The following is a 23,251-nucleotide window of genomic DNA, read 5'->3' as shown; positions in this document are numbered from 1 at the left end:
GTGAAGCGGATGCCGTATGCGGAGGCCTCCCGGGTCCTGCTGCGGGACTCGGTGCTGGACGCGATGCGGGAGCTGCTCGGCAGCCGCGACTGGTCGGCCATCACGCTGTCGGACGTGGCCCGCGCCGCGGGCATCAGCCGGCAGACCATCTACAACGAGTTCGGGTCGCGCCAGGGCCTGGCGCAGGGGTACGCCCTGCGCCTGGCCGACCGGCTCGTCGACACGGTCCACGCCGCCCTCGACAGCCATGTCGGCAACATGTACGAGGCGTTCCTGCAGGGCTTCCGCGACTTCTTCGCGGAATCGGCGGCCGACCCCCTGGTGATCTCGCTGCTGACCGGGGTCGCCAAGCCCGACCTGCTGCAGCTCATCACCACCGACAGCGGGCCGATCATCACCCGCGCGTCGAGCCGGCTGGCTTCGGCGTTCACCCAGACGTGGGTGGCCACCAGCGACGAGGACGCGGGCGTGCTGGCCCGGGCGATCGTGCGGCTCTGCCTCAGCTACGTGTCGATGCCACCGGAGGCTGATCACGACGTCGCGGCCGATCTGGCACGCTTGATGACGCCGTTCGCCGAGCGTCACGGTGTCGCGGGAGTTCCCTGATCCTAAGGGCGTTCGGGTGGGCGGCTACAGTGGCCGAAGAACATACCTAAGCTAAGTACCGCTGAAACCCGGTAAGCCCTGAAAAGGATGAAACTTTCATGACGACGACCGAGCAATCGCTGACCCCCGACGTTCGCAACGGCATCGACTTCAAGGTCGCCGACCTGTCGCTGGCGGACTACGGTCGGCGGGACATCGAGCTCTCCGAGCAGGAGATGCCGGGCCTGATGTCGCTGCGCCGCGAGTACGCCGAGGTGCAGCCCCTCAAGGGCGCCCGGATCTCGGGCTCGCTGCACATGACCGTGCAGACCGCGGTGCTCATCGAGACCCTCGTCTCGCTGGGCGCGCAGGTGCGGTGGGCGTCCTGCAACATCTTCTCCACCCAGGACCACGCCGCCGCTGCGGTGGTCGTCGGCCCGTACGGCACTCCCGAGGAGCCCAAGGGCGTCCCGGTGTTCGCCTGGAAGGGCGAGACGCTGGAGGAGTACTGGTGGGCCGCCGAGCAGATGCTCACCTGGCCCGACGAGCCCGCGAACATGATCCTCGACGACGGCGGCGACGCCACCATGCTGGTGCTGCGCGGGGCGCAGTACGAGAAGGCCGGCGTCGTGCCGCCGGCCGAGGAGGACGACCCCACCGAGTGGAAGATCTTCCTGGAGCTGCTGCGCAATCGCTTCGAGACCGACAAGGACAAGTGGACCAAGATCGCGGAGTCCGTCAAGGGCGTCACCGAGGAGACCACCACCGGCGTGCTGCGCCTGTACCAGTTCGCCGCCGCCGGTGACCTGGCCTTCCCGGCGATCAACGTCAACGACTCGGTGACCAAGTCCAAGTTCGACAACAAGTACGGCTGCCGGCACTCGCTGATCGACGGCATCAACCGCGGCACCGACGTGCTGATCGGCGGCAAGAAGGTGCTGGTCTGCGGCTACGGCGACGTCGGTAAGGGCTGCGCCGAGTCGGTCAAGGGCCAGGGCGCGCGCGTCGTCGTCACCGAGATCGACCCGATCAACGCGCTGCAGGCCCTGATGGAGGGCTACGACGTCGAGACCGTCGAGGACGCGATCGGCACCGCCGACATCGTCATCACCGCCACCGGGAACAAGGACATCATCACCCTCGAGCACATGAAGGCGATGAAGGACTACGCGGTGCTGGGCAACATCGGGCACTTCGACAACGAGATCCAGGTCGCCCAGCTGGAGCGCTCCGGCGCCACGAAGACCAACATCCGCCCGCAGGTGGACGTGTGGACGTTCCCCGACTCGGGCAAGTCGATCATCTTGCTCTCCGAGGGCCGGCTGCTGAACCTGGGCAACGCCACCGGGCACCCGTCGTTCGTGATGAGCAACAGCTTCTCCAACCAGGTGATCGCGCAGATCGAGCTGTGGACCAAGAACGACGAGTACGACAACGAGGTGTACCGGCTGCCCAAGCACCTCGACGAAAAGGTGGCCCGCATCCACGTCGAGGCCCTCGGCGGCAAGCTGACCAAGCTGACCAAGGAGCAGGCCGAGTACATCGGCGTCGACGTCGACGGCCCCTACAAGGCCGACCACTACCGGTACTGAGTTCTGGCGCCGGGCTCGCCGAACGTCACGCCAGCGTGGCATTCGGCGCCGCGTGTCACGCCAGCGTGACGCTCGACTGCCCGAGATAGGCTCGCGCCGTGCTGATCGCGATCGAAGGGGTCGACGGCTCGGGCAAGCGGACGCTCACCGACGGCCTGCGCGCGGTCTTCGAGGCCGCCGGAAAGTCGGTGGCGACGCTGGCGTTCCCGCGCTATGGGCGTTCGATCACCGCCGACCTCGCGGCCGAGGCGCTGCACGGCGAGCACGGCGACCTCGCGTCGTCGGTGTACGCGATGGCGACGCTGTTCGCGCTCGACCGCGCCGGGGCCGTCACCGAGATCGACGCCCTGCGCCGCGACCACGACGTCGTCATCCTGGACCGCTACGTCGCATCGAACGCCGCCTACAGCGCCGCCCGCCTGCACGAGGACGCGGGCGGGCCGGCGGTCGAGTGGGTGCGGCGGCTGGAATATCAGCGCCTGGGCCTGCCGTCGCCGGACTGGCAGGTGCTGCTCGGGGTGCCGGTCGAGCTCGCCGCGCGGCGCGCCCGGCACCGGGCCGAGCACGAGCCGGGGCGCGCCCGGGACAGCTACGAACGCGACGACGGCCTGCAGCAGCGCACCGGCGCCGTCTACGCCGGCCTGGCCGCGGCCGAGTGGGCCGGCCGGTGGCTGGTGGTCGACGCGGACGTCGAACCGGGCCGGCTGGCCGCCTCTTTGGGCGCCGGATAGCACAATTTGGTCTCGATTCGCCCTTATCGGGGAAGAAACGCCCGTGTGGTGTCCGAGTTTTGTCCCGATCTGGTGACACCATGGACTCCATGAGGCAAAGGATTCTCGTCGTCGATGACGACGCTTCGCTCGCCGAGATGCTCACCATCGTGCTGCGTGGGGAGGGTTTCGACACTGCGGTCATCGGTGACGGCACCCAGGCCCTGACTGCGGTGCGCGAATTGCGCCCCGACCTGGTACTGCTGGACCTGATGCTGCCGGGCATGAACGGCATCGACGTGTGCCGGGTGCTTCGGGCCGATTCCGGCGTGCCGATCGTCATGCTGACCGCTAAGACCGACACCGTCGACGTGGTGCTGGGCCTGGAGTCGGGCGCCGACGACTACATCATGAAGCCGTTCAAGCCGAAGGAGCTGGTGGCGCGGGTGCGGGCGCGGCTGCGGCGCAACGACGACGAGCCCGCCGAGATGCTGTCGATCGCCGACGTCGAAATCGACGTGCCGGCCCACAAGGTCACCCGCAACGGCGAGCAGATCTCCCTGACGCCGCTGGAGTTCGACCTGCTCGTCGCGTTGGCGCGCAAACCGCGGCAGGTGTTTACTCGAGATGTGCTGCTCGAACAGGTGTGGGGATACCGTCACCCAGCGGACACCCGCTTGGTGAACGTGCACGTCCAGCGTCTGCGGGCGAAGGTCGAGAAGGACCCGGAGAACCCGACCGTGGTGTTGACCGTTCGAGGAGTGGGATACAAGGCCGGACCTCCGTGATCCGGGAGCGCCCTTGATCTGGGGCTCCAAGCAACGTACGAGGAGCCGCTGGGGCCGCTCGGGTCTGATGACCCGCGGCATGGGCGCGGTGAGTCGGATCGTCGGCACCGCATGGCGCCGGTCGCTGCAACTGCGGGTCGTCGCGCTGACGCTCGGCCTGTCGCTGACGGTCATCCTGGCGCTCGGCTTCGTCCTGACCAGCCAGGTCACCAACCGCGTGCTCGACGTCAAGGTCAAGGCCGCGACCGAGCAGATCGAGCGCGCCCGCACCACCGTCGGCGGCATCGTCAACGGCGAGGAGACGCGGTCCCTGGACTCCAGCCTTCAGCTGGCCCGTAACACGCTGACCTCGAAGACCGACCCCGCATCGGGCGCGGGTCTGGCCGGCGCGTTCGACGCGGTGCTCATGGTGCCGGGTGACGGCCCGCGCGCCGCGACCACGGCCGGGCCCGTCGACCAGGTGCCCAACTCGCTGCGCGGGTTCATCAAGGCCGGGCAGGCCGCCTACCAGTACGCCGAGGTCCACACCGACGGCTTCTCGGGGCCGGCGCTGATCATCGGCACGCCGGCTTCGGCGCAGGTGGCCAACCTGGAGCTGTACCTGATCTTCCCGCTGAAAAACGAGCAGGCGACGATCACGCTGGTCCGCGGGACCATGATCACCGGCGGGGCGGTGCTGCTGGTGCTGCTCGCCGGCATCGCGCTGCTGGTCTCGCGGCAGGTGGTGGTGCCGGTGCGGTCGGCGTCGCGCATCGCCGAGCGGTTCGCCGAGGGACACCTGTCCGAGCGGATGCCGGTGCGCGGCGAGGACGACATGGCGCGGCTGGCGGTGTCGTTCAACGACATGGCCGAGAGCCTGTCGCGGCAGATCACCCAGCTCGAAGAGTTCGGCAACCTGCAGCGGCGGTTCACCTCCGACGTCAGCCACGAGCTGCGCACGCCGCTGACCACCGTGCGGATGGCCGCCGACCTGATCTACGACCACAGCGAGGACCTCGACCCGACGCTGCGCCGGTCGACCGAGCTGATGGTCAACGAGCTGGACCGGTTCGAGACGCTGCTCAACGACCTGCTGGAGATCTCGCGGCACGATGCCGGCGTGGCCGAGCTTTCGGTCGAGGCGGTGGACCTGCGCACCACCGTGCGCAGCGCGCTGGGCAACGTCGGCCACCTGGCCGAGGATGCCGGCATCGAGCTGCAGGTCGAGATGCCCGACCACGAGGTGATCGCCGAGGTCGACGCCCGCCGGGTCGAGCGGATCCTGCGCAACCTGATCGCCAACGCCATCGACCACGCGGAGCACAAGCCCGTCCAGATCCGGATGGGTGTCGACGAGGACACCGTCGCCGTCACGGTCCGCGACTACGGCGTGGGCCTGCGCCCCGGCGAGGAGAAGCTGGTGTTCAGCCGGTTCTGGCGCTCGGACCCGTCGCGGGTGCGGCGCTCTGGAGGGACCGGGCTCGGGTTGGCGATCAGCATCGAGGACGCGCGGCTGCACCAAGGCCGACTCGAGGCCTGGGGCGAGCCGGGCCAGGGGGCGTGCTTCCGGCTGACCCTCCCGCTGGTGCGGGGCCACAAGGTCACCACCAGCCCGCTGCCCCTCAAGCCGATCCCGCAGCCGGCGCCGACCCCCGCCGCCCCCGGTCCGCAACACGGCAAGGAGCGGCTGCGGCCGCGCGAGCCCGCCGAGAGGAGCGGGTAGTGCGAAAGCTGCTGATGCTGATGCTGCTGGCGGTCGTGGTCGCCGGCTGCGCGGGTGTGCCCAATTCGTCGGCGCCGCAGGCCATCGGCACCGTCGAGCGGCCGGCCCCGTCGAACCTGCCCAAGCCGACCCCGGGCATGGACCCCGACGTGCTGCTGCGCGAGTTCCTCAAGGCCACCGCCGACCCGGCGAACCGGCACCTGGCGGCGCGGCAGTTCCTCACCCAGTCGGCGTCCAACTCGTGGGACGACGCGGGTAGCGCGCTGCTCATCGACCACGTCGTGTTCGTGGAAACCCGTGGGGCCGAACGGGTTTCGGCCAACATGCGGGCCGATATCCTGGGCTCGCTGTCCGACGTGGGGGTGTTCGAGACCGCCGAGGGGGTGTTGCCCGACCCGGGCACCATCGAGCTGGTCAAGACGTCCGGGGGATGGCGCATCGACCGGCTGCCCAACGGGGTGTTCCTGGACTGGCAGCAGTTCCAGGCGACCTACAAGCGCAACACGCTGTACTTCGCCGACCCGACCGGCAAGACGGTGGTCCCCGACCCGCGCTACGTCGCGGTGCCCGACCACGACGCGCTCGCCACCGAGCTGATTTCCAAGCTGGTCGCCGGACCGCGGCCCGAGATGGCGCACACCGTCCGCAACCTGCTCGCGCCGCCGCTGCGGCTGCGCGGGCCGGTGACCCGTGCCGACGGCGGCAAGAACGGCATCGGGCGCGGGTACGGCGGCGCCCGCGTCGAGCTCGAGAAGCTGTCCACCACCGACCCGCACAGCCGGGCGTTACTGGCCGCGCAGATCATCTGGACGCTGGCCCGCGCCGACATCCGCGGCCCCTACGTGATCAACGCCGACGGCGCGCCGCTCGACGACCGCTTCGCCGAGGGATGGACCACCTCCGACGTCGCCGCCACCGACCCCGGCGTGGCCGACGGAGCCGGCGCGGGGGTGCACGCGCTGATCAACGGGTCGCTCGTCGGCCTCGACGGCCAGCGGATCACGACCGTTCCGGGGGCCTTCGGGCGGATGGGTGACCAGACCGGGGCGGCGCTGTCGCGCAACGGGCGGCAGGCGGCCTCGATCGTGACGCTGCGGCGCGGCGCGCCCGACCAGGCGGCGTCGCTGTGGATCGGCGACCTCGGCGGCGAGGCCGTCCAGTCGGCCGACGGGCACAGCCTGACGCGGCCCAGCTGGTCGCTGGACGACGCCGTCTGGACCGTGGTGGACGGCAACAACGTGCTGCGGGCGATTCAGGAGCCGGCGTCGGGGCAGCCGGCCCGCATCCCGGTGGACTCGGTCGCGGTCGCCAGCAAGTTCCCCGGCCCGATCACCGACCTGCAGCTCTCCCGCGACAGCACGCGGGCCACGATGGTGATCAACGGCCAGGTGATCCTCGCCGCCGTGGAGCAGACCCAGGCCGGGCAGTACGCGCTGACCTACCCGCGTCGGCTCGGGTTCGGGCTGGGCAACTCGGTGGTGTCGCTGTCCTGGCGCACCGGCGACGACATCGTGGTGACGCGCACCGACGCGAGCCACCCGGTGTCGTATGTGAACCTCGACGGGGTGAACTCCGACGCGCCGGCCCGCGGCGTGCAGCTCCCGGTGTCGACGGTCGCGGCCAACCCGTCGACCATCTACGTCGCCGCCCCGCAGGGCGTGGTGCAGTACTCGGCGTCGGCCGCCGAGGGCGAGGGGTGGTCGGACGTCTCCGGCCTGGCGGTGCCCGGCGCAGCCCCGGTGATGCCCGGGTAGCGGCGATCGCAAGCGCGGCGAAGCCGGGCGCAGCGGGTCGCCGCCATCGGGTAGCGGCGATCGCAAGCGCGGCAGCGGCGATCGCGAGCGCGGCGTAGCCGGGCGATGCGGGTCGCCGCCAAGCAGTAGCCGGGCGCAGCGGGTCGCCGCCATCGGGTAGTGGCGATCGCAAGCGCGGCATAGCCGGGCGAGCGGGTCGCCGCCATCGGGTAGTGGCGATCGCAAGCGCGGCGTAGCCGGGCGAGCGGGTCGCCACCATTGGACTAACCTGTCGGCCCGGTCCGCCACACTGGCCGGGTGCTCGACCTGATCCTGCCCGTGGAATGCGGCGGCTGCGGGGCGCCGTCGTCCCGCTGGTGCGAAGCGTGCGCCGCCGAGCTGGCCGTCGGGTGCGACGAGCCGCACGTGGTCAACCCGCGCGCCGATCCCGGCGTGCCGGTGTTCGCGCTCGGCCGCTACGCCGGGGCGCGGCGCCGGGCCATCGTGGCGCTGAAGGAACGCGGTCGCGGCGATCTCGTCGGGCCCCTCTCGCGCGCGCTGGCCCTCGGCGTGCATCGGCTGGTGACGTGGGGCCTCGTCGAAACGCCGCTGACGATCGTTCCCGCCCCGACCCGGCGAACGGCCGCGCGACGACGCGGCGGCGACCCGGTCACCCGGGTGGCGCGGGCCGCGGTGGCCGCGCATCCCGAGATCGCCGTCGCGCCGGCGCTGCGGATGCGGGGGCTGGCGCGTGACTCGGTCGGCCTGGGCACCGCGGCGCGTGAACGCAACATCGCCGGCCGCGTCGCGCTGCGCGGGCGGCCCGCCACCGAGGTCGTGGTCGTCGACGACATCGTGACCACCGGGGCGACGGCCCGCGAGGCGGTGCGGGTGCTGCACGCCGCCGGGGTCGACGTTGCCGCGGTGCTGGTGATCGCGGCCGCGTGAGCGCCGGGCATCCGCCGAACGTGGACTGGTTGTCGAACAAACAAGCAATTCTGCGCAATGAATCGACGTTCGACGACAGCGCATGTGAAGAACTCGCAACAGCTCAGCGGAATCAGTGGCATGCCACGCCGAACAGGGGTTAACGTCGAGGACAACATCCAATGACTTTCGTGGTCTGACCCGCTACGGGAAGGGGTGAGTATTCGACACCTTGCACCGGCGGGCAGCCTGCGCGGTGGTCGCTTCTCTTCGACACCGTTTCCACCCCCGTCGGCGCGTTCGTGAAGGCCCGGCACGCAGGGCGCGTGCGACGTGACGAGAGAAACGAGTTGTCCCGTATGTCAAGGCACACCGTGGATTCCACTCAAATTCTGGATCAACCGCCGGCAGAAACCGATACGCAGCCCGAAGCGACGCTCACGGCCGAGGTCGTGTTCAAGGGCCGCAACGTGGAGATCCCCGACCACTACCGCGTCTACGTGTCGCAGAAACTCGCCCGGGTCGAGCGGTTCGACCGCTCCATCTATCTCTTCGACGTCGAGCTCAAACACGCGCCCAACCGGCGTCAGCGCAAATCGTGTCAGCGGGTGGAGATCACCGCTCGCGGCCGCGGGCCGGTGAGCCGGGCGGAGGCGTGCGCGGACAGCTTCTACGCCGCATTCGAGACGGCGGTCAACAAGCTCGAGAACCGGCTGCGCCGCGTCAAGGATCGCCGCAAGGTGCACTACGGCGACAAGACGCCTGTGTCTTTGGCCGCCGCCACCGCGGTCGTGCCGCCGCCCGAACCGCAGATCGCTCCCGAGGCGCCGGTCGAGCGTGACGGCGCCGCCGTCGACGGCCAGGTCGATCACGAGCCCGGCCGGATCGTCCGCACCAAGGAGCACCCGGCCACCCCGATGACGGTCGACGACGCGCTCTACGAGATGGAGCTCGTCGGGCACGACTTCTTCCTGTTCCACGACAAGCAGACGGAGCGGCCCTGCGTGGTCTACCGGCGGCACGCCTACGACTACGGACTTATCCGGCTCGCCTGAGGCTGGACGGCCCTTACCGGGTTGTCACCTACCATGGGAGTCGCTTGAAGAAAGACTCCTAACAAACAGGGGACAACACCGTGCTGTCGAAGTTGCTGCGCCTTGGCGAAGGTCGCATGCTCAAACGTCTCAGTCGGGTGGCTGACTACGTCAACACCCTCTCCGACGACGTCGAGAAGCTGACCGACGCCGAGCTCCGGGCCAAGACCGACGAGTTCAAGAAGCGCCACGCCGACGGCGAAAGCCTCGACGACCTGCTGCCCGAGGCGTTCGCGGTGGCCCGGGAGGCGGCCTGGCGGGTGCTCGACCAGCGGCCCTTCGACGTGCAGGTGATGGGCGCGGCGGCGCTGCACTTCGGCAACGTCGCCGAGATGAAGACCGGTGAGGGCAAGACCCTGACCTCGGTGCTGCCGGCCTACCTCAACGGCATCGGCGGCAAGGGGGTGCACGTCGTGACCGTCAACGACTACCTGGCCAAACGCGACAGCGAGTGGATGGGCCGCGTGCACCGCTTCCTCGGCCTGGAGGTCGGGGTGATCCTCGCGCAGATGACGCCCGACGAGCGTCGCGTCGCCTACAACGCCGACATCACCTACGGCACCAACAACGAGTTCGGCTTCGACTACCTGCGCGACAACATGGCGCACTCGCTGGAGGAGCTGGTCCAGCGCGGGCACAACTTCGCCATCGTCGACGAGGTCGACTCCATCCTGATCGACGAGGCCCGCACGCCCCTGATCATCTCGGGACCGGCCGACGGCGCCTCCAACTGGTACCTGGAGTTCGCCCGGCTGGCGCCGCTGATGGAGAAGGACGTCCACTACGAGGTCGACCTGCGCAAGCGCACCGTCGGCGTGCACGAGCTGGGCGTGGAGTTCGTCGAGGACCAGCTCGGCATCGACAACCTCTACGAGGCGGCCAACTCGCCGCTGGTCAGCTACCTCAACAACGCGCTGAAGGCCAAGGAGCTGTTCACCCGCGACAAGGACTACATCGTGCGCGACGGCGAGGTGCTGATCGTCGACGAGTTCACCGGCCGCGTGCTCTACGGCCGCCGCTACAACGAGGGCATGCACCAGGCCATCGAGGCCAAGGAGCACGTCGAGATCAAGGCGGAGAACCAGACGCTCGCCACGATCACCCTGCAGAACTACTTCCGGCTCTACGACAAGCTCTCCGGCATGACGGGCACCGCCCAGACCGAGGCGGCCGAGCTGCACGAGATCTACAAGCTCGGCGTGGTGCCGATCCCGACCAACAAGCCGATGGTCCGCACCGACCAGTCCGACCTCATCTACAAGACCGAGGAGGCCAAGTACATCGCGGTGGTCGACGACGTCGCCGAGCGCTACGAGAAGGGCCAGCCGGTGCTCATCGGCACCACCAGCGTCGAGCGCTCGGAGTACCTGTCGCGCCAATTCCAGAAGCGCCGCATCCCGCACAACGTGCTCAACGCGAAGTACCACGAGCAGGAGGCGCAGATCGTCGCGGTCGCGGGCCGGCGCGGTGGCGTCACGGTCGCCACCAACATGGCCGGCCGCGGCACCGACATCGTGCTGGGCGGCAACGTCGACTTCCTCACCGACCTGCGGCTGCGCGAGAGCGGCCTCGACCCGGTCGAGACGCCCGAGGAGTACGAGGCGGCCTGGCACGAGGAGCTGCCCAAGGTCAAGGAGGAGGCCGGCAAGGAGGCCGCCGAGGTGATCGAGGCGGGCGGGCTGTACGTACTGGGCACCGAGCGCCACGAGTCGCGCCGCATCGACAACCAGTTGCGCGGCCGCTCCGGCCGGCAGGGCGACCCGGGGGAGTCGCGTTTCTACCTGTCGCTGGGTGACGAGCTGATGCGCCGGTTCAACGGCGCCGCGCTCGAGGCGATGCTCAACCGCCTCAATTTGCCCGACGACGTGCCGATCGAGGCCAAGATGGTCACCCGGGCGATCAAGAGCGCGCAGACCCAGGTCGAGCAGCAGAACTTCGAGGTCCGCAAGAACGTCCTGAAGTACGACGAGGTGATGAACCAGCAGCGCAAGGTGGTCTACGCCGAGCGCCGCCGCATCCTGGAGGGCGAGAACCTCAAGGAACAGGCGCTGGACATGCTGCGCGACGTCATCACCGCCTACGTCAACGGCGCGACGGCCGAGGGCTACGCCGAGGACTGGGACCTCGACGCCCTGTGGACCGCGCTCAAGACGCTGTACCCGGTGGGGATCAGCCACGAGACGCTGATGCGTCCGGATTCGGACTCCGAGCGCGACGACCTCACCCGCGAGGAGCTGCTGGAGGCGTTGCTCAAGGACGCCGAAAGGGCCTACGCCGCAAGGGAAGCCGAGCTGGAGGAGATCGCCGGCGAGGGCGCGATGCGCCAGCTGGAACGCAACGTCCTGCTCAACGTCATCGACCGCAAGTGGCGCGAGCACCTCTACGAGATGGACTACCTCAAGGAGGGCATCGGGCTGCGGGCCATGGCGCAGCGCGACCCGTTGGTGGAGTACCAGCGCGAGGGCTTCGACATGTTCATGGCCATGCTCGACGGCATGAAGGAGGAGTCGGTCGGGTTCCTGTTCAACGTCACCGTCGAGGCCGTGCCCGCCCCCCAGGTGGCGCCGGTTGCCGTGCCCGAAGGGCTGGCCGAGCTCGGCAAGCAGCCGGAGCAGGAAGCGGCCGTCGAGACGCGCGAAGAGCCGCGAAGTGTGCTGCACGCCAAGGGAATCGACGACGAGCAGCCAGCCCTGACCTACTCCGGTCCGGCGGAGGACGGCTCCGCGGAGGTGCAGCGCAACGGCGGCAATGGGCAGAAGGCGCCCGCCGGTGTCGGCTCTCGCCGTGAGCGCCGCGCGGCCGCGCGGCAGCAGGGCCGCGGCGCCAAGCCGCCGAAATCGGTGAAGAAGCGCTAGCCTCGGGCCTCGCCTTCCCGGGCGTGACGCTGCAGTCACACTCGGCGCCGAGCGTGACGCTACGGTCACAGCGCCCGCGAGATTTGAGGCACTCGCCCCATGCGCCCGCCGGGAGTTGACGGGCAGTCTCGGTGCATGACCACCACACGCACCCCCCTCGACGCGGCCACGGCCGTCCTCAATGACCCCCGCCTGCCCTCCGGGGACGACGAACGGTTCGTCGGCTTCGGCGTGATGGGCCTACCCTTCGCCAGCGGGCACTACCTCGCCCTGCGGCACTTTCCCGCGACGTCGTTCTCGCCCGGTTACCGCTCGGTCTGGCATCGCGACCCCGGCGGCACGTGGACGTTCTACGCCACCACCCCCGGCCCGCAGAGCTGCGCGCGGTTCTTCAGCTCGGCCACCCCGACCGACCCGGTGCAGTGCGAGATCGACGTCGCCTGGGTCACCCCGTGGTCGCTCTGCGTGGCGATTCCGGGACTGCTCGAATGGCACATCGATTTGCAGGCGACGCCGTCGACGCGGCTGATGAGCATGGTCGGCGAGCGGCTTCCGGCCGCCGCGTGGACCAACCCCACCGTGCTCGGCCTTCTGGGCAAGGCGGCGCGCCCCGTGCTGGGCGCCGGACAGGTCCGGCTGTCGGGTGTCGTGCCCAACGGGCAACGCTTCATGATCGCGCCCAAGCTGCTGTGGGCGGTTTCGCGGTCGCGGGCGGTCCTCGACGGGTCGGACCTCGGGCCGCTCGGGCGGCTGCGCACGCAGGCCCGGCTGGGCGGGTTCGCGCCCCCACAGCGCGGCCTGTTCGTTGTGGGCTCGGGGCGGTTCGAGGCGTTCGACGATAACCGTCATCAGGCTGTTCCGCCCACGCTGATCAGGTGACAATGGGGCTTATGCCTTCCTCGGCGCCCGAGCCGCCGACCCGCGCGGAGATGCTGGCGGCGCTGTCGGTCGCGATCGACCTCGGCCTGGGGCAGCCCGCCGAGCACATGCTTCGCGCCGCGCTGATCGCGACCAGGCTCGCCGACCGGCTCGGCCTGAGCGAGCAGCAGCGCGAAACCACCTACTACACAACGCTGATCATGTGGATCGGCTGCCACGCCGACTCGCACGAGTACGCCCGGTGGTTCGGCGACGACATCGCGGTGCGCCACGACTCCTACCTGGTCGACTGGTCCGGGTTGCCCTACCTTCGCTTCCTCGCCGGCAACGTCGCGCGCGGTCGGCCGCTGGCGCAACGGCTGAGCATGATGGCGACGCTCATGGTCAACGCGCGCGGACACATCTCCCGGCTGATCCACTCGCACTGCACGTCCGCCGCCCTGCTGGCCGACCGGATCGGCCTGGATCCCGGCGTGCAGGCCGCGCTGGCCTACACCTTCGAGCGCTATGACGGCGGCGGGCTGCCCGCCGGCGCGCGGGGTGACGAGATCCCGATCCACATGCGCATCGCCCAGGTGGCCGACATGGTGGAGGTCCACCACCGCGCGTACGGCATGGAGGGCGCGCTGGCCATGGCGCGCGAGCGGCGCGGCGGGCAATTCGATCCGCAGGTTGTCGACGCGTTGCTGAGCCACTCCGGAGAGGTCCTCGACGGCCCCCAGCCCGGCGACGCGTGGGCGGCGGCGCTGCGGGCGGCCCCGGACCACCATCAGCGCCTCGACGACGAGGCGCTGGACACGCTGCTGATCGCGCTCGGCGACTTCGTCGACCTCAAATGCCCCTTCACTTTGGGGCATTCGCGAGAGGTGGCCCGCCTCGCCGGCGACGCGGCGCTGGCCGCCGGGATGGACGCCGACGGCGCCGCGCTCACCCGCCGAGCGGGCCACATCCATGACCTGGGCCGCATCGGGGTCTCCAACCAGATCTGGTCCAGCGCAAATCCGTTGACGGCGGCCGAGTTCGAGCGCGTGCGGCTGCATCCCTATTTCACGGTCCGGATCCTCGAGCAGGTGCCCGGTCTGCGCCGCCTGGCACAGGTCGCGGGCAACCACCACGAGTGCCTCGACGGCTCGGGATACCCGCGGGGGCTCGACGGCGGCGCGCTCGGCCTGCCCGACCGCATCCTGGCCGCCGCCGTGAGCTATCAATCCGCCTGTGAGCCAAGGCCGTATCGCGAGGCGTTGCCCGCCGGCGGCGCGGCCCGGCGGTTGCGGGCCAGGGTCCAGGCCGGTGAACTCGACTCCGTGGCCGTGGAGGCCGTGCTACACGCCGCCGGGCAGCCCGCGCGCCGGGTGAACCTGCGCCCGGACGGGCTGACCCCGCGGGAGATCGAGGTGCTGTGCCTGGTCGCCCGCGGCGCGTCCAACAAGGAGATCGCGGCGTCGCTGGTGATCAGCGAGAAGACCGCCCGCAACCACGTGGAGCGCACGTACGCCAAGATCGGCGTCTCCAACCGCATCGGCGCCAGCATGTACGCCCTTCGGCACGGCCTAGTCAATTCTGACTAGGCCGGCGCGCGGGCGAAGTTGAGGCAAATGACCTATATCCCAATGCCCTTGCGCGGCGGACACTTAAGCCCATGAAGCGATACTTGACCATCGGTTACGGCGCCGCGGCCTACCTGCTGTTTCTCGCGGCCTTCCTGTATCTCGTTGCCTTCCTTGCCGATTCGTGGGTGCCCCGAACCGTCGACCACGGACTGCCGGCACCCCTGGGCGAGGCGCTCGTAGTGAACGTGCTGCTGGTCGGCGCGTTCGGCGTCCAGCACAGCGTCATGGCGCGCCCGGCGTTCAAGAGGTGGTGGACCCGATTCGTGCCGCCGTCCATCGAGCGCAGCACGTACGTGGTGATCGCCAGCGCGGTGCTGGGACTGCTGTACTGGCAATGGCGGACCATGGACGCCGTCGTCTGGGACGTGCGGCAGCCGGCGGGACGCGCCGTGGTGTGGGCGCTGTTCTGGCTCGGCTGGGGCATCGCACTGGCGTCGACGTTCATGGTCAGCCACTTCGACCTGTTCGGCCTGCGGCAGGTCTACCTGGCGTGGCGAGGAAAGCCGTACAGCCACATCGGCTTTCACGCCCGCCTGCTCTATCGGCTGGTGCGGCACCCGCTGATGCTCGGCTTCCTCGTCGCCTTCTGGGCCGCGCCCACCATGACGGCCGGCCACCTGGTGTTCACGCTCGGCATGACGGCCTACATCCTGATCGCCGTGCAGATCGAAGAGCGCGACCTGGTCGCCGTGCTGGGCGACGCGTATCGCCAATACCGCCGTGACGTGCCGATGCTGGTGCCCCTCAAGCGCCGGCACGCCACCGAGGCGGACCGTCCGGCCAGCGCGTGCCCCGTGCGGCACTGACGATCCGCCCACATATGAGGTTGGTGTGCATCGGCTCGGTACGGCCGCCGAGCCGTCGCACATCCCCGGTATGTTTCGGGTATGGATGTCAAGGAGGTCCTGCTCCCGGGCGTCGGCCTCCGCTACGAGTTCACTGACCACAAGGGCGACCGGATCGGCGTGATCGCCCGGCGCGGCGGTGACTTCGACGTCGTCGTCTACGCCCGCGAGGACCCGGACCAGGCCCGTCCGCTCCTGCACCTCACCGACGAAGAGGCCGAGGCCCTGGCCCAGATCCTGGGGGCGCCGCGCATCGCCGAGCGGTTCACCGAATTGGCCCGGGAGATCCCCGGGCTGGAGACGGGTCAGGTCCACATCGTCGCCGGCGGCCCCTTCGTCGACCGTCCGCTGGGAGACACCCGCGCCCGCACCCTCACCGGCGCGTCGATCGTGGCGATCGTGCGCAACGACGAGGTGCTCGCCTCGCCGGGGCCGGCCGAGATCCTGCGCGCCCGAGACGTTTTGATCGTGATCGGCACCGAAGACGGCATCGCCGGTGTCGAGCAGATCATCGAAAAGGGCTGAGCCGGTGCAGATTTCGGGGACGCTGCTGCTACAGCTGGGCGCCCTCCTGGCGGGGCTGGCCATCCTGGGGGCCGTGGCGCGCCGGTTCGCGTTGTCCCCCATACCGGTGTACCTGCTGGCCGGCCTGGCGCTGGGCAAGGGCGGGATACTGCCGGTGGCGGCCGCCGGCGACTTCGTCGCCACCAGCGCGCCCATCGGCGTCGTCCTGCTGCTGCTCACCCTGGGCCTGGAGTTCTCCGCCACCGAGTTCGCCAGCAGCCTGCGCCACCACCTGCCGTCCGCGGGCGTGGACCTCGTCCTCAACGCGACGCCCGGTGCGGTCGCCGGCTGGCTGCTGGGCCTGGACGGCGTCGCGATCCTGTGCCTGGCCGGCGTCACCTACATCTCGTCGTCGGGCGTCGTCGCCCGGCTGCTCGGCGACCTGAACCGGCTCGGGAACCGGGAGACGCCCGCGGTGCTGTCGGTTCTGGTGCTCGAGGACTTCGCGATGGCGGCCTACCTGCCGCTGTTCGCGGTTCTGGCGTCGGGCGGGGGGTGGCTGCGGGCGATCGGCGGCATGTGCGCCGCGGTCGGCGCGCTGGTGGCGGCGTTCGCGGCGTCCTATCACTGGGGCCATCACGTCGGCAGGCTGGTGGAGCACCCCGACTCCGAGCAGCTGCTGCTGAGGGTCCTGGGGATCACGCTGATCGTGGCGGCGGTGGCCGAATCGCTGCACGCCTCGGCGGCCCGCGGCGCCTTCCTCGTGGGGCTGACGCTGACCGGGAAGACGGCCGACAGGGCGCGCCGGGTGCTCAGCCCGCTGCGCGACCTGTTCGCCGCGATCTTCTTTCTGGCGATCGGGTTCTCGGTGGACCCGCACGAGCTGGTCCCGATGCTCCCGGCGGCGCTGGCGTTGGCCGCGGTGACCGCCGCGACCAAAATGCTCACCGGGGCCTTCGCCGCCCGGCGTGACGGTGTGGCGCGCCGGGGTCAGCTGCGCGCGGGCGCGGCGCTCATCGCGCGGGGCGAGTTCTCGCTGATCATCATCGGGCTCGCCGGGACCTCGATCCCGGCCGTCGCCGCGCTGGCGACGTCGTACGTGTTCGTCATGGCGATCGTCGGGCCCGTGCTGGCGCGCTACACGGGCGGCCCGTTGCCGGCCAAAGCCGCCCCCTGAGGTCACCCGATGTGGAGGGCCACCACCTGCCACCGGGGCGCGTCGCCGGCCGGCACGAGTTCCACGCGGCAGGCGATGGCGTGCATCCGGCCCCCGCGGCTGTAGCAGCCGAACACCTCCGCCGCGCTGTCCGGGTCGCGGTGACCGGCGGGCTGCAGCCGCGTCCGGCGCAGCACCGCGGCCTGCGCCGGTGCGTGCCCGGCCAGGGAGCGGGCCGCCGAGGCCACCGAGTCCACGAGGGTGGGCGCCAGCATCGGCCGCAGCTGCCCGGCCGGGCGACGGCGGTCGATGACCTCGAGGACCCGGCGCAGCGCGGCGTCGGCGAACATCGCCGCCTGCCGCATCGGCGCGGACATGGCGCCGGCCGGCGGGGCAGCGGGCGGCGCGGGTTGTGGCCGGCGCCGGCGCAGGGACGGCGCATGGGATGATGGCCGGCACCGCGCGGCGTTGCGCGGCACGTCCTGCGCCGGCGGCTCGTAGTCGACGACGGGCACGACGGCGAAGGCGTCGCGCGGGCCTATGACGGGGCTGCTGGTCAACGCGCACTCTCCACTGAGCTCGAATTGCCTACAAGAGCCTGCTGGAGAGGTGCAGACGGTGGTCGGTCAGTGGTCATCATGGCACAAGTCGCGCGCACGCGTACCCGCGCCGAGCAGCGCGGCCGCCGGGCGATTACCGTGGGCGGCGACGTGGGTAGACCCCGTGAAATGACAAGGAGGACAGCGCCGTAATGGTGACCCGGTTGTCCCCTTCGGACGCGTCCTTCTACCGGCTGGAGAACACGACCACGCCGATGTACGTGGGGTCGCTGTCGATCCTGCGTCGCCCGCGCGCCGGCCTGAGCTACGAGACGCTGCTGGCGACCGTCGAGAAGCGGTTGCCGCAGGTGCCCCGCTACCGGCAGAAGGTCCGCGAGGTGCGCGTCGGACCGGCCCGGCCGGTGTGGATCGACGACAACGACTTCGACATCACCTACCACGTGCGGCGCTCGGCGCTGCCCTCGCCCGGCAGCGACGAACAGCTGCACGAGCTGATCGCGCGGCTGGCCGCCCGGCCTCTCGACAAGTCGCGTCCCCTGTGGGAGATGTACCTCGTCGAGGGATTGGCGAAGAACCGCGTCGCGCTGTACACCAAGTCGCACCAGGCGCTGGTCAACGGCATGACCGCCCCCGAGATCGACCAGGTCATCGCCGACCGCACCAGGAGGTCGCCGCCGTTCCCCGAGGACATCTGGGTTCCGGAACGCGACCCCGGCAACACCCGGCTGGTGTTGGGGGCGATCGGCGACTTGCTGGGCACCCCGGGAGCGCAGGTGCGGGCCGTGGGGTCGGCGATCGCGGGGCTGCCGACCAACTACGGCGAGCTCGTCGGCGCCGGCCGCCGCGCCCTCGATTTCGCCCGCAACGTCGCGCGCGGCACCGCGCCGAGCAGCCCGCTCAACGCGCCGGTCTCGCGCCACCGGCGGTTCACGGTCGCGCGCGGCAGCCTCGAGGATTACCGCGCCGTGCGCGCCCGTTACGAGTGCGACGTCAACGACGTGGTGCTCGCGGTGATCGCCGGCGCGCTGGGCAACTGGCTGATGTCGCGCGGGGTGGCGGTGTCGGCTACCGCGACGGTCCGCGCGATGGCGCCCCTGTCGGTCTACGCGGACGGCCAGCTCGACGCGACGGGCCCCGGCCAGGCGATCAGCCAGGTGACGCCGTTTCTGGTCGACCTGCCGGTGGGGGAGCCCAACGCCGTGGTCCGGCTGTCGCAGATCGCGCACGCCACGGAGTCCAACCCGACAGCCGGGAGCCTGGTCGACGCCCAGACCATCGTCACACTCTCGGGGTTCGCGCCACCGACGCTGCACGCCATGGGCATCCGCGTCGCCACCGACTTTCCCAGCTTCTCCCGGCGCACGTTCAACCTGTTGATCACCAACGCCCCGGGCGCGCAGTCGCAGATGTACATCGCCGGGACCAAGCTGCTGGAGACGTATGCCGTGCCACCGCTGCTGCACAACCAGGCGTTGGCGATCAGCGTCACGTCCTACAACGGCATGCTCTACTTCGGCATCAACGCCGACCGCGAGGCGATGAGCGACGTCGACCTGCTGCCCGCCCTGTTGAGCCAATCGCTCGAGGAACTGCTGGAAGCGTCCAGATAGTCTCTATCATTCGTTGATGTGAGCACCGCGACAAACGACGGCGCGCCGGCACCGGCGAAGAAGAGCAAATCGTCCGGCAAAGGCGCACGCAAGATTTCCGATGCCGTCTACCGAGCCGAATTATTCCGCCTCCAAACGGAATTCGTGAAGCTGCAGGAGTGGGTGCGGCATACCGGCGCGCGGATCGTGGTGCTCTTCGAGGGCCGGGACGCCGCGGGCAAGGGCGGTGCGATCAAACGGATCACCGAATACCTCAGCCCCCGGGTCGTGCAGGTCGCCGCGCTGCCGGTGCCCACCGAACGCGAGCGCGGGCAGTGGTACTACCAGCGCTACATCGCCCACCTGCCCGCCAAGGGCGAGATCGTGCTGTTCGACCGGTCGTGGTACAACCGCGCCGGCATCGAGAAGGTCATGGGATTCTGCACACCCCAGGAGTACGTGCTGTTCTTGCGGCAGACGCCGCTGTTCGAGCAAATGCTGATCGACGACGGAATTTTGTTGCGCAAGTACTGGTTCTCCGTCTCCGAGGGTGAGCAGCTGCGCCGGTTCAGGGCGCGAATGAATGACCCTGTGCGCCAATGGAAGCTGAGCACGATGGACCTCGAGTCGGTGTACCGGTGGGAGGACTACTCCCGCGCCAAGGACGAGATGATGGTGCACACCGATACGCCGGTCAGCCCGTGGTACGTGGTGGAATCCGACATCAAGAAGCACGCCCGGCTCAACATGATGGCCCACCTACTGTCGACCATTCCCTATGAGGACGTCGACCAGCCGAAGGTGAAACTCCCACACCATCCCGTCGTCAGCGACAACTACCATCGGCCGCCGCGCGAGCTGTCGACCTACGTCGACGACTATGCGGCGACACTGGTCGGGCGTTAATGCAGATCTATATCCCCGCCACCCTGGCGATGTTGCAGCAGCTGGTGGCGGACGGCTCGTTGTGGCCCGTCAACGGCACGGCGTTCGCTGTGACGCCGACGCTGCGCGAGGCGTACGCCGAGGGCGACGACGACGAGCTCGCCGAGGTGGCGCTGCGCGAGGCGGCGCTGGCGTCGCTGCGGCTGCTGGCGGACGAGGCGGGCGACGCCGAAGGACTCCCGCGGCGCCGCGCGGTGCTCACCGCCGACGTCGACGACGTGACGTGCCGGCCCGACCTCGACGACGCCGTCGTCAGGGTGGGCGCGCCCGTCGCGATGGAGAACGTGATCGCCGCGTACGTCGACAACGCCGACGCCGAGCCCGACGTGGCCAGGGCAATCGACGTCATCGACGCCGCCGACCTGGGTGACGAGGACGCCGAACTCATGGTCGGCGACGCGTTGGACCACGACCTGGCGTGGTACGCGAACCAGGAACTTCCGTTCCTGCTCGAGCTGCTGTAGGCGCTTAGCGCGCCGCCGCAGGCGAGGGCGGTGTGAGCCATTCGCGGCCCGCAGCCCTGGCTACGGTACCGTAGGTTACGGTACCGTAGGTTTCGTGGAGCACACAGAGTCAACCACTATGCTGGGCCTGAGCCAGACGCCTCATAGTGAGCAGGAGCTTCCGCTGGGCAGACATAACCCGTTGATCAAGGGCAATGTCGTCGACACCAAGCGTCCCGTGATCGCCGGCGCCGAACGGCACCCGGGCTGGCACGCGTTGCGCAAGCTGGCCGCGCGCATCACCACGCCGCTGTTGCCCGACGATTACCTGCACCTGGCCAACCCGCTGTGGTCCGCGCGTGAGCTGCGGGGCCGCATCGTTGCCGTCCGCCGCGAGACGGAGGATTCGGCCACCCTGGTGATCAAGCCGGGCTGGGGCTTCAATTTCGACTACCAGCCGGGTCAGTACATCGGCATCGGGCTGCCGGTCGACGGGCGCTGGCGCTGGCGGTCGTACTCGCTGACGTCCAGCCCGGTCGCGACCCCCGGCGCGCGCCGCACCATCACGATCACGGTCAAGGCGATGCCCGAGGGGTTCCTGTCCACCCACCTCGTCGCCGGTGTCGAGCCGGGAACCGTCGTCCGGTTGGCCGCGCCACAGGGCAACTTCGTGCTTCCCGACCCCGCGCCGCCGTCGATCCTGTTCCTCACGGCGGGCTCGGGCATCACACCGGTGATGTCGATGCTTCGGACGCTGACGCGCCGCAACCAGATTCGCGACGTCCTGCACGTCCACTCGGCGCGCACGGAGGACGACGTCATGTTCCGTTCCGAGCTGGCGGCGCTGGCGGCCGACCAGCCGGGGTATCGCCTGGTGCTGCGCGAGACGCGCACGCAGGGCCGGCTCGACCTGGCCTCCCTGGACGAGCAGGTGCCGGACTGGCGCGAACGTCAGACGTGGGCCTGCGGGCCGGAGGGGATGCTCGCCCAGGCCGAGAAGATCTGGTCGGCGGCGGGGGTTGGCGACCGGCTGCACCTCGAGCGATTCGCGGTGTCCCGGGCCGCGCCCGCCGGTGCTGGGGGAACGGTCACCTTTGCCCGCAGCGGCCGCACCGTCACCGCCGACGCCGCGACGTCGCTGATGGAGGCGGGCGAGGGCGCCGGCGTCCAGATGCCGTTCGGCTGCCGGATGGGCATCTGCCAGTCGTGCGTGGTCAGCCTCGTCGACGGCCATGTCCGGGACCTTCGCACGGGGCGGGAACACGAACCCGGGTCGCGAATCCAGACGTGTGTGTCGGCCGCCTCGGGCGACTGCGCGCTCGACATCTGACCGCTACTCACAGGTAACCTACGGAATCGTAGGTTACGATAACGTAGGTACTACACCACGCAACGACGGCAGGGGAAGCTAAGACGATGGCGATCACCGACATCGACGTATTCGCCCATTTGACCGACACCGACATCGAAAGCCTGGCCGACGAGCTCGACGCCATCCGCCAGGACATCGAGGACTCCCGCGGGGAAAGCGACGCCCGCTACATCCGCCGCACCATCGCCGCCCAGCGCGCGCTGGAGGTGGCGGCCCGACTCACGCTGGCCGCCAGCTCGCGCCGCTCCGCCTGGTGGGCCGGTGCCGTGACGTTGGGCGTGGCCAAGATCGTCGAGAACATGGAGATCGGCCACAACGTCATGCACGGCCAGTGGGACTGGATGAACGACCCTGAGATCCACTCCACGACGTGGGAATGGGACATGAGCGGGTCGTCCAAGCACTGGCGGTACACGCACAACTTCGTGCACCACAAGTACACCAACATCCTCGGCATGGACGACGATGTCGGCTACGGCCTGCTGCGCGTCACCCGCGACCAGCGCTGGAAGCGCTTCAACATCTTCAACCTCGTCTACAACACGCTGCTCTCGCTCCTCTTCGAATGGGGGGTCGGCCTGCAGCACGTCGAACTCGGCAAGATCGCCAAGAAGCGGATGGACCACGAGGACGCCCGGCAGCGGATCGACGAGTTCCTGGCCAAGGCCGGCCGGCAGGTGGTCAAGGACTACGTGGCGTTCCCCGCGCTGACCTCGTTGTCGCCCGGCGCTTCCTACCGGTCGACGTTGACGGCCAACGCGACGGCGAACATCATCCGCAACGTCTGGGCCAACGCCGTCATCTTCTGCGGCCACTTCCCCGACGGCGCCGAGAAGTTCACCAAGACCGACATGATCGGCGAGACGAAGGGCCAGTGGTACCTGCGTCAGATGCTGGGCAGCGCGAATTTCGAGGCCGGGCCCGTGCTGCGGTTCATGAGCGGCAACCTCTGCCACCAGATCGAGCACCACCTGTTCCCGGACCTGCCGAGCAACCGATATGCGGAGATTGCCGTCCGGGTCCGTGAAATCTGCGACAAGTACGACTTGCCTTACACCACAGGCTCTTTCCTGCTGCAGTACGCGAAGACCTGGCGCACGCTGGCCAAGTTGTCGCTGCCCAACTCCTACCTGCGCGACGACGCCGACGACGCGCCCGAGACCCGCAGCGAGCGGATGTTCGACGCCCTGGAACCGGGCTTCGCGGGCACCGACCCCGAGACCGGGCGGCGGCGCGGGCTCAAGACGGCCATTGCCACCGTGCGGGGCTGGCGCCGCGACCGGCGCGCCAAGCGGCAGGCCGAGCGCGTGGCCCGGGAGGACCTCGCGGCCTAGCGTCGCTCGGGAGCTCGATGGTGTCGTG

20 protein-coding genes are annotated in these 23,251 nt (G+C 69.8%); 19 read left to right on the top strand and 1 reads right to left on the bottom strand.

Features of this window, described 5'->3' with window-relative positions; translation table 11 throughout:
* The first annotated feature begins 9 nt into the window (after positions 1-9).
* From alkX to GPY60_RS00895, 14 genes are all read left to right on the top strand, one after another.
* Positions 10-606, top strand: a complete 597-nt coding sequence (gene alkX, locus GPY60_RS00965) for a TetR family transcriptional regulator AlkX (protein WP_156685767.1) — start codon at positions 10-12, stop codon at positions 604-606.
* Positions 607-704: 98 nt separating this feature from the next.
* A complete protein-coding gene (ahcY, locus tag GPY60_RS00960) occupies positions 705-2,177 on the top strand; it encodes an adenosylhomocysteinase (protein WP_156685683.1) in 1,473 nt (490 codons plus the stop codon).
* 98 nt (positions 2,178-2,275) lie between these two features.
* The gene (locus GPY60_RS00955; protein ID WP_156685682.1) at positions 2,276-2,908 is read left to right on the top strand and encodes a dTMP kinase; all 633 of its coding nucleotides are present in this window, start codon (positions 2,276-2,278) and stop codon (positions 2,906-2,908) included.
* Positions 2,909-2,988: 80 nt separating this feature from the next.
* On the top strand, positions 2,989-3,675 hold the full coding sequence (gene mtrA / locus GPY60_RS00950; RefSeq protein WP_007168097.1) for a two-component system response regulator MtrA: 687 nt from the start codon (positions 2,989-2,991) through the stop codon (positions 3,673-3,675).
* Between the two features lie 13 nt (positions 3,676-3,688).
* Positions 3,689-5,377, top strand: a complete 1,689-nt coding sequence (gene mtrB / locus GPY60_RS00945; protein ID WP_156685681.1) for an MtrAB system histidine kinase MtrB — start codon at positions 3,689-3,691, stop codon at positions 5,375-5,377.
* Positions 5,378-5,391: 14 nt separating this feature from the next.
* Positions 5,392-7,131, top strand: coding sequence for an MtrAB system accessory lipoprotein LpqB (gene lpqB / locus GPY60_RS00940; protein WP_156685766.1), 1,740 nt, complete (start codon positions 5,392-5,394; stop codon positions 7,129-7,131).
* 297 nt (positions 7,132-7,428) lie between these two features.
* On the top strand, positions 7,429-8,058 hold the full coding sequence (locus GPY60_RS00930) for a ComF family protein (protein ID WP_156685680.1): 630 nt from the start codon (positions 7,429-7,431) through the stop codon (positions 8,056-8,058).
* A 353-nt stretch (positions 8,059-8,411) separates the two neighbouring features.
* Complete coding sequence (hpf, locus tag GPY60_RS00925; RefSeq protein WP_156685679.1) at positions 8,412-9,092, top strand: ribosome hibernation-promoting factor, HPF/YfiA family; 681 nt, start codon at positions 8,412-8,414, stop codon at positions 9,090-9,092.
* Positions 9,093-9,172: 80 nt separating this feature from the next.
* Positions 9,173-11,986, top strand: a complete 2,814-nt coding sequence (secA, locus tag GPY60_RS00920; protein ID WP_156685678.1) for a preprotein translocase subunit SecA — start codon at positions 9,173-9,175, stop codon at positions 11,984-11,986.
* 135 nt (positions 11,987-12,121) lie between these two features.
* On the top strand, positions 12,122-12,865 hold the full coding sequence (locus tag GPY60_RS00915; RefSeq protein WP_156685677.1) for a hypothetical protein: 744 nt from the start codon (positions 12,122-12,124) through the stop codon (positions 12,863-12,865).
* An 11-nt stretch (positions 12,866-12,876) separates the two neighbouring features.
* Complete coding sequence (locus GPY60_RS00910; RefSeq protein WP_156685676.1) at positions 12,877-14,433, top strand: HD domain-containing phosphohydrolase; 1,557 nt, start codon at positions 12,877-12,879, stop codon at positions 14,431-14,433.
* A gap of 71 nt (positions 14,434-14,504) precedes the next feature.
* The gene (mddA, locus tag GPY60_RS00905) at positions 14,505-15,281 is read left to right on the top strand and encodes a methanethiol S-methyltransferase (RefSeq protein ID WP_156685675.1); all 777 of its coding nucleotides are present in this window, start codon (positions 14,505-14,507) and stop codon (positions 15,279-15,281) included.
* Positions 15,282-15,362: 81 nt separating this feature from the next.
* The gene (locus GPY60_RS00900) at positions 15,363-15,845 is read left to right on the top strand and encodes a cation:proton antiporter regulatory subunit (protein WP_156685674.1); all 483 of its coding nucleotides are present in this window, start codon (positions 15,363-15,365) and stop codon (positions 15,843-15,845) included.
* Positions 15,846-15,849: 4 nt separating this feature from the next.
* On the top strand, positions 15,850-17,001 hold the full coding sequence (locus GPY60_RS00895; protein ID WP_156685673.1) for a cation:proton antiporter: 1,152 nt from the start codon (positions 15,850-15,852) through the stop codon (positions 16,999-17,001).
* Positions 17,002-17,003: 2 nt separating this feature from the next.
* Here GPY60_RS00895 and GPY60_RS00890 read toward each other — a convergent pair whose 3' ends face one another.
* The gene (locus GPY60_RS00890; protein WP_156685672.1) at positions 17,004-17,540 is read right to left on the bottom strand and encodes an Rv3235 family protein; all 537 of its coding nucleotides are present in this window, start codon (positions 17,538-17,540) and stop codon (positions 17,004-17,006) included.
* 191 nt (positions 17,541-17,731) lie between these two features.
* Between GPY60_RS00890 and GPY60_RS00885 the strand changes: the two genes are divergently transcribed.
* The 5 genes from GPY60_RS00885 to GPY60_RS00865 all read left to right on the top strand — a co-directional run bounded on the left by GPY60_RS00885 (position 17,732) and on the right by GPY60_RS00865 (position 23,223).
* Entirely contained in the window at positions 17,732-19,150 is a 1,419-nt protein-coding gene (locus tag GPY60_RS00885) for a WS/DGAT/MGAT family O-acyltransferase (RefSeq protein ID WP_156685671.1), read from the top strand.
* A gap of 18 nt (positions 19,151-19,168) precedes the next feature.
* Positions 19,169-20,035, top strand: coding sequence for a polyphosphate kinase 2 (gene ppk2 / locus GPY60_RS00880; RefSeq protein ID WP_156685670.1), 867 nt, complete (start codon positions 19,169-19,171; stop codon positions 20,033-20,035).
* A complete protein-coding gene (locus tag GPY60_RS00875; RefSeq protein ID WP_156685669.1) occupies positions 20,035-20,538 on the top strand; it encodes a DUF6912 family protein in 504 nt (167 codons plus the stop codon). Before ppk2 ends, GPY60_RS00875 begins: the two co-directional genes overlap by 1 nt.
* Positions 20,539-20,656: 118 nt before the next feature.
* Positions 20,657-21,847 carry a ferredoxin reductase gene (locus tag GPY60_RS00870; RefSeq protein ID WP_156685765.1) on the top strand — a complete coding sequence of 397 codons (1,191 nt, stop codon included), beginning with the start codon at positions 20,657-20,659 and terminating at the stop codon, positions 21,845-21,847.
* Positions 21,848-21,933: 86 nt separating this feature from the next.
* Positions 21,934-23,223 carry a fatty acid desaturase family protein gene (locus GPY60_RS00865; protein ID WP_156685668.1) on the top strand — a complete coding sequence of 430 codons (1,290 nt, stop codon included), beginning with the start codon at positions 21,934-21,936 and terminating at the stop codon, positions 23,221-23,223.
* Positions 23,224-23,251 lie beyond the last annotated feature (28 nt).

The organism is Mycobacterium sp. Marseille-P9652, from assembly GCF_902652685.1.
In the GTDB taxonomy this organism is placed as follows: Bacteria; Actinomycetota; Actinomycetes; order Mycobacteriales; family Mycobacteriaceae; genus Mycobacterium.
This window is presented reverse-complemented; position numbering and strand designations above follow the sequence as displayed.